Below are 6264 nucleotides of genomic sequence, written 5' to 3'. Positions count from 1 at the left end.
GTGCGAGCCCACCCGGCACCCGCCCCACCAGCGTATCGGCGAAGCGAAAGATTCGCTCGGTCACGCCCGCCAGGTTCATGATATTGCCCACGAATATGAAGATCGGCACGGCCACCAGGGGAAAGCTGTCGAGCGCATAGGTAATGCGCTGGGCCAGCAGCCCACTGGGGAAGCCCTCGATCAGGACATAGCCAATGGATGGAATCAGAATGGAATAAACGACCGGAAAGCCCAGAATGAACAGGGCCAGAAAGCCGATGATCAAGGCAATGCCCATGATTACCCCTTATTGGTTCGGCCCGACTTCAGAGGCGGGTGGTTTGATGCCATGGGCGATATGCAACAGGCATGCGGCACCGAAACCGAGAGCTGTCGAGCCCAGAAACAGCCAGAACGGGATCTTGAGGGTCGGTGTGGTATTGCCGAGGTTCGCTTGAATGGTAATGACCGTGGCATAGGTGATAAAGACACTGGCCGCGATCGTGCACAGCAGGATGAGAATCTTCACGGGCCGGCGCAGCCATGTCGGCAACGACTCGCGAAGCTCCGCCATGACGATATTCTCGCCATTGTCGACCACCAACGGGTAGGCGATGAATACCAGGCACACCAGCAGAAACCGGGTGAGCTCCTCCGCCCCGACCATCGGACTGTTGAAGACTTGCCGCAGGATGACCTGCGCCAGAGGAACCAGCACGATCCCCGCCAGCAGCAAGGCGCACACCCCTTCCAGCAGCCGCCTGACTAGATGCATGCCGAAACTCCTTTACCATTCGAACACCCGCCAGGAGCCCCTGTTCGGGGCCCCTGACGATGGCTCACTCGACCTGCGAGATCATGTCGATGTAGGGTTTGAAGTTCGGAAAGTCCTTGTCGACCTGGGCTCTCACCTGGTCGTGGAAAGCTTCCACATCCAGCCCATCTTCTTCGGCAAGGACCGTCATGCCCTTGTCCTTCAGGGTCTTGACCAGCTCGTCTTCCGAGCTCTGCGCCCACTCGAGCGACTGTTCGGCCTTCTCGTCGAGAACCTTCGTGATGGCGCTGCGATCCGCTTCATCCAACGATTGCCACTCGCGCTCGTTCACGAAAACCGCCAGCACGGAATCCATATGGCCGGTGAGCGAGACATGCGACTGAACTTCGTACAGCTGATTGGCGTTGATCATGGTCAGGGGGTTTTCCTGGCCGACCACCAGCCCGGTCATCAGTGCCGTGGGTAGCTCCGAGACGGCCACGGGCGTCGGCGTGGCGCCAAAGCCCTTGACCATGGATACCCAGAGATCCAGCGGTACGGCCCGGAACGGCTTGTTGTCGAGATCTTCCGGAGACTTGACCGCGAAGTTGGAGGAGATGTGGCGCTTGCCCCGGTAGATCCTGCCGATGATGCGTACGCCGCCTTCTTCGATCAGCTGCTGGTTGATTTTCTGCACTGCCGGCGATTCCGGATCCGTCGCGTGCAGGGCGTGTTCGGCATCGCGATAGACGTAGGGGGCATTGAACACCGCCGCCTCCGGCACGATCCGAGCCAGCGAGGCGAAGTCATGATGGCCCATGCCAATGGACCCCATGCGGACCCCATCGACCATCTCGGCCACGCCGCCCAGCTGACTGGCGGGGAAGACCTGAACCGTGATGTTGCCGTCGGTCGCTTCCTTGATCTCTTTGGCGGCTTCCGCCGCGTAGCGGGTTTGAAGATCACCTTCTGCCCCCACGTGGGCGTAGCGCAGGGTTTCAGCGGATGCCGTGGTAGTCAGGCCCAGTGCCAGGGCCGCCGTGACCAGTCCCATGCCGATTCTCGTGAACATGCGTGCCTCACTTGTATTTGTCGGTTGAGTACGTGCTGGAGCTGCCCTTGCTATGGGCAGCAATGATGCTTCGCCGGCGCAGTTCATCGCCTATCGCGAAGTGTTCGCGGAGCCGCTGATGGGCCAGGTCGCCATCGCCCTCGACGATCGCCAGGAACACCTGGCGGTGGGAATCGATGTGGCTCTCGATGATTTCGGGTGCGTTTGCCGTCGTCTTGCGCCGCTCGACGTGGCTTTTCAGCAGCATGGTGGAGATGGCGTGGTAGAGGGTTATCAGCGTCTGGCTATGGCTCGCCTCCACGATGGCGATGTGGAACTCATAGTCCGAACGGCCGCCCCGTTCCGGATCATCCACGGTCTCGGTCAATTGCGTGAAGCATGTCTCTATACGGGAGATATCGGCGTCCGTGGCTCGCTCGCAGGCAAGGCGGATGGCCTGGCACTCGATGGCGATACGGGCCTGCATGACGTCATCGAGGGCACTCTGCTCCTGGGCCAGATAGAAGGTGAAGAAGTCCGACAGCATTCCGAAGTTGGCCCGGGCGATGAAGGCGCCCTTGCCGTGGCGGATGTCGAGTACGCCCAGCATATTGAGCGAGCGCATGACCTCGCGCAGCAACGGCCGACCCACCCCCAGGGTAAGTGACAGCTCTCGCTCACTGGGCAGGCGATCCCCGGGGTTCAGAGCCCCCGAGAGGACCTGGTCGCGGAAATAGCCGAACACCTTCTCGGCCCCGCGCAGTTCCTCGCCCTTCCCCCGGGCCGTCTCTTCAGCCATGCATCCTCCTCTGGTCTTACCTCTTGGTACCACCTATACGCAGCCGGCTCTCCAATCCAAGCATCTTCAACGCCTGCAGATTCGGCGCTTGGGAGAGCGGCGCCGTTAATGCGTGCTGCAGAAACACTAGAGTGGTCCCACGTGGTCAACAATTAAACTTTCGTATCCAACAACTGGTCTTACCTCTTCATGGATACTCCCTGCCACCTGAACGCCGTGGTGGGCATGGTCGAGGCCTCGGCGCTGTCGGGCATGCTCAGCCGGCTTACGGCGGGCTGACCCAAGCCCGTGAGGCGACGACCGTTCCGGGTGAATATCGTCATGGGGATGCTACGCTGGCTGTGGCGATACCATTCATTCAGCAGATAGCGCGAGCATGTCCATGGATTCCGCTTCGCCCCTTCGCCCAGGAGAAAGGTTCGAGATCCAATTCCCCGCCTTTATTCCGCGCATCACCATCGAGTCGAGCAACAAGCTGACGGTGGAGGTCGTGGCCGGAGATAATGCGGGATTCTCCGATACCGTCGAATACGAAGCCGTGGTGATTCGCGATGATGTGCTGATGCTTTCCTGGCAGGAACATATCGGCAGCACCATCGTGCATGTACTGGATTTTGGCGTCGGCACGGCACACACGGCGGTTACCCCAGCGAAGGGAGGGTTCATGCGTTTGACGGGCCGGATTGAACGCTAGGTTTCTACCGACCCGGCAGGGGGCAACTTCGAACGGTTATCGCAGGCTGGCAGGTAAATAGTGGAACTTGTAATGTCCGAGGGAGTTGACGACCGAACCAGGGGCGGAGCCTGCAGGGTGTAGAAGACACCCTTGGCTGTCTTGCTTAAAACCCGCCCAGTATCGCCACCAGGCAGGCCATGGCCACCACTTGCATGGCCGCCGTCAACGCCAATATCGAGCCCAGGGCCGGCACCGCGCGCTCCCGGTTGAGGTAACCGCATTGCAGACGATAGCGGCGTTGCAACGACATGCCGATCAGGCAAGCGCACGACACCAGCAACAGCCAGAGTCCGCAAGTCATCAGAGCATGGTATGGCAGCCAGCGCACGAGCAGGGCACTCGCCACCACCAAGGACACAAGAGTTCGGCGCCAGGCGAGCCAATTTCGCTCAGGCTGTAGTCCGGGGTCCGAATGAAGCAATTGAGCCATTGTCGTCTCTTTTTCCGCCGCTGTTCAGGAAGGCGATAGTCCTGAAACCGATATTCATGAAGCCAGCAGTATCGCGAACAGTATCGTCACCGCGGCCACCATCAGCGAGAGGATGGGGATCTGCAACGGTGGAGGAATCGGGCGATCAAGGCGCATGGCCTGCTCGATTCTCAGCCAGCGAAAGAAGGCGCCGATGCTTATAACCATGGCCAGCATAGTCAGCAGCACCGCCAGACCTAGGCGAGCGGAATCGGAAAACAGCTCACTGGAGAAGGCTTCGATGGCGATACCGCCGGCTAGTAACGCCAGCGCGGTACGGATCCAAGCCAGGAACGTACGCTCGTTGGCGAGTGTAAAGCGGGGATCCGGTGGCGCCCCTGTGTGCAGACGGAACCATCGAAATCGACGATGCGGGTCCAAAGGTACATCTCCCTTGTTCAACAACCAAACCCTTGCGATAGGCACTCAACTGTCAGCGTTCGCCGACTAGGTAGGGCTCCAGTCGTTCAAGCCCGTCCAGCTCGCCGATGCCCGGCGCCTCACCCAGGAGGGCAACTCCGTTTTCCACCCGATCGAGCGGTCCGGCCAGTTCGCCGCGCAACGGATTGGGGTTGGAATCCACCTCCAGGGCGCCCTCGCCGCCCGCCGCCGCGAGCAAATGCCCCGAGGCCAGCAAACCGATGCCGCCGCCCAGATAGTGCGGGAAGTAGCGCAGGCCAGCGTCGTTGATCGCCCGGCCCAGGGGCAAGCCACAGCTGATACCGCCCCACTTGGCCGCGTCCGGCTGGATGATGGACAGCGCGCCGCTGTCGATGCCTTCCTGAAACCGGGCTTCGCCCATCAGGTTCTCGCCGGCCGCCACCGGAATGTCGGTCATCTCCGCCAGTGCCCGCCACTCAGACCAGGGGGCCGTGCACAGCAGGGGCTCCTCGATCCATTTCAGGCCCAGGTTCTCCAGGCCCGGCAGCTGCTCGCGGGCCTGGACCAGGTTCCATCCCTGGTTCACGTCCACCATCAGGCCCGCGTCTGCGCCCAGCGTGTCGCGCAGGGCCGCCAGGTTGGCCCGGTCGCGCTCCGCCCCGAAACCGATCTTGAGCTTGAAGCGGGTATAGCCACGGTCCGCCATGGCTCGGCCCAGGCGCTCCGGCCCGGAGGGATTCAGCCCGCTGGCGTACACGCTGATGCGGTCCGAGTCGCCGCCCAGATAGCGCCACAGCGGCTGGCCCTCGCGGCGCGCGCACAGATCCCACAGCGCCAGGTCGATGCCCGCCAGGCACTGGGCGAACGGCCCCGGCTCCGCGGACTGCAGCGCCAATACACGAGTGCCGGCCTGCAGGGCGTCGAAGGCCTGCCGAGGGGTGTCGTAAACCGCCCCCATCATCAATGGCCTAAACACACTGTCCACCAGCCGCGCGCGGTGCTCGGCGCCCACCATGGGAAAATTGCACCAGATTTCGCCCCAACCGTGGTGGCCGTCCTCGTCGGTCACACGCACCACGACCATGGGCCGGTCCAACATCGTCCCGAAGGAGGTTTCCACCGGGGTTTCCAGGGGACAACGGTAGACGAAGGCCTTGATATCGCGGACGGCGACCGGTTTGTTCATGCTTTCAGGTCCATTTCCAGGTGTATGTAGTCGCCGCGATAGACCGCCTCGGCAACATAGATAATCGTATTGTTCGGATCCACCAGTACCCGGCGCACATTGGCTATCGGGTCGCCGAGCTGCATGTCCAGTAGGCGCGACACTTCCAGGTCCGCCTTGGATATGGTGATGCTCTGCTTGGCCTGGGCCACGGTGACGTCCAGGGACATGAGCACCGGCAGGATGATCTCGTCGCGAAACCGCTGCTCCGCCCTCTCGAACACGCCCTGCTCCAGATAGATGGAGATCACGCAGTACTTCACGCCATCGCGGGCATGTACCCGGCGCAGGTGGTGGTAGGCCTCCGCCGGCACGCCATCACTCTCGGTCAGGCGCGGCGGCGTGCTGGAATCGGAGATATTGGTGACCACCGGCGTATCGCCGCGGTAGGCCTCCACCAAGGCGTCCAGCGTGGTTTCCACCTTTACCGGATGCCGCTCGCCGGCGCTCTTGATCACCAGGGTGCCCACCCCGCGCTGTATCTTGATCAAGCCGGAGCGGGCCAGCAACTGCAGTGCCTGACGCACCGTGACCCGGGATACAGAGAACTCCTTCATCAGCACATCGATGGGCGGCAGCATGGTGCCCTCCGACCAGACCCCGCGATCGATCCGGTAGCGGAAGATGTCCGCCAGTTGCAAGTAGAGCGGAATGGGGCTCGCGTTGAGCAACCCGTTGTCGTCGTTGTGATCAGCCATTCGATCCTTTCCCGGTGACCGCCGCCTGGGCGGGTGCGTAAACGCCGGACTTCGCGGCGGAGCTATCCGCGATCACTGAATGGCTCCGAAGCCCGTTCTCGCCGCTGCCTGGACGGGCAACGGCTCTCTTATGGTAATGGCACAAACCGCTTTTGAAATGCCGTTACCGCGC

Annotated in this window: 9 protein-coding genes; 1 reads left to right on the top strand and 8 read right to left on the bottom strand. The window is 61.9% G+C overall.

All coding sequences use genetic code 11. The features are described from left to right. The 4 genes from HR9077_RS13560 to HR9077_RS13545 all read right to left on the bottom strand — a co-directional run. The coding region (locus HR9077_RS13560; protein ID WP_136067538.1) for a TRAP transporter large permease subunit at positions 1-277 on the bottom strand (277 nt) is incomplete at its 3' end. Positions 278-286: 9 nt separating this feature from the next. After that, a complete protein-coding gene (locus tag HR9077_RS13555; protein WP_136067537.1) occupies positions 287-754 on the bottom strand; it encodes a TRAP transporter small permease in 468 nt (155 codons plus the stop codon). A 64-nt stretch (positions 755-818) separates the two neighbouring features. Then, a complete protein-coding gene (locus HR9077_RS13550; protein ID WP_244613235.1) occupies positions 819-1787 on the bottom strand; it encodes a TRAP transporter substrate-binding protein in 969 nt (322 codons plus the stop codon). Between the two features lie 25 nt (positions 1788-1812). After that, positions 1813-2583 carry a FadR/GntR family transcriptional regulator gene (locus tag HR9077_RS13545; protein WP_136067535.1) on the bottom strand — a complete coding sequence of 257 codons (771 nt, stop codon included), beginning with the start codon at positions 2581-2583 and terminating at the stop codon, positions 1813-1815. Between the two features lie 382 nt (positions 2584-2965). Between HR9077_RS13545 and HR9077_RS13540 the strand changes: the two genes are divergently transcribed. Beyond that, positions 2966-3277, top strand: coding sequence for a MoaF-related domain-containing protein (locus tag HR9077_RS13540; RefSeq protein ID WP_136067534.1), 312 nt, complete (start codon positions 2966-2968; stop codon positions 3275-3277). Between the two features lie 145 nt (positions 3278-3422). Here HR9077_RS13540 and HR9077_RS13535 read toward each other — a convergent pair whose 3' ends face one another. From HR9077_RS13535 to HR9077_RS13520, 4 genes are read right to left on the bottom strand one after another with little or no spacing between them, the layout of a single operon-like run. After that, positions 3423-3749, bottom strand: a complete 327-nt coding sequence (locus HR9077_RS13535) for a DUF202 domain-containing protein (RefSeq protein ID WP_136067533.1) — start codon at positions 3747-3749, stop codon at positions 3423-3425. Positions 3750-3803: 54 nt separating this feature from the next. Beyond that, positions 3804-4190: a YidH family protein gene (locus tag HR9077_RS13530; protein ID WP_210725927.1), complete on the bottom strand. Its 387-nt coding sequence runs from the start codon at positions 4188-4190 to the stop codon at positions 3804-3806. A gap of 31 nt (positions 4191-4221) precedes the next feature. Next, positions 4222-5355 (bottom strand): mandelate racemase/muconate lactonizing enzyme family protein, encoded by a 1134-nt coding sequence (locus tag HR9077_RS13525; RefSeq protein WP_136067531.1) that lies wholly within the window; start codon positions 5353-5355, stop codon positions 4222-4224. Further along, positions 5352-6092 carry a GntR family transcriptional regulator gene (locus HR9077_RS13520; RefSeq protein WP_136067530.1) on the bottom strand — a complete coding sequence of 247 codons (741 nt, stop codon included), beginning with the start codon at positions 6090-6092 and terminating at the stop codon, positions 5352-5354. The genes HR9077_RS13525 and HR9077_RS13520 overlap by 4 nt, the downstream gene beginning before the upstream one ends. Positions 6093-6264 lie beyond the last annotated feature (172 nt).

This window comes from Modicisalibacter radicis, assembly GCF_900961225.1.
Lineage (GTDB): Bacteria > Pseudomonadota > Gammaproteobacteria > Pseudomonadales > Halomonadaceae > Modicisalibacter.
This window is presented reverse-complemented; position numbering and strand designations above follow the sequence as displayed.

Coding starts and splice junctions, on each gene's coding strand:
- HR9077_RS13555 (WP_136067537.1), bottom strand. CDS start 754: ATGCATCTAGTCAGGCGGCTGCTGGAAGGGGTGTGCGCCTTGCTGCTG.
- HR9077_RS13550 (WP_244613235.1), bottom strand. CDS start 1,787: ATGGGACTGGTCACGGCGGCCCTGGCACTGGGCCTGACTACCACGGCA.
- HR9077_RS13545 (WP_136067535.1), bottom strand. CDS start 2,583: ATGGCTGAAGAGACGGCCCGGGGGAAGGGCGAGGAACTGCGCGGGGCC.
- HR9077_RS13540 (WP_136067534.1), top strand. CDS start 2,966: ATGGATTCCGCTTCGCCCCTTCGCCCAGGAGAAAGGTTCGAGATCCAA.
- HR9077_RS13535 (WP_136067533.1), bottom strand. CDS start 3,749: ATGGCTCAATTGCTTCATTCGGACCCCGGACTACAGCCTGAGCGAAAT.
- HR9077_RS13525 (WP_136067531.1), bottom strand. CDS start 5,355: ATGAACAAACCGGTCGCCGTCCGCGATATCAAGGCCTTCGTCTACCGT.
- HR9077_RS13520 (WP_136067530.1), bottom strand. CDS start 6,092: ATGGCTGATCACAACGACGACAACGGGTTGCTCAACGCGAGCCCCATT.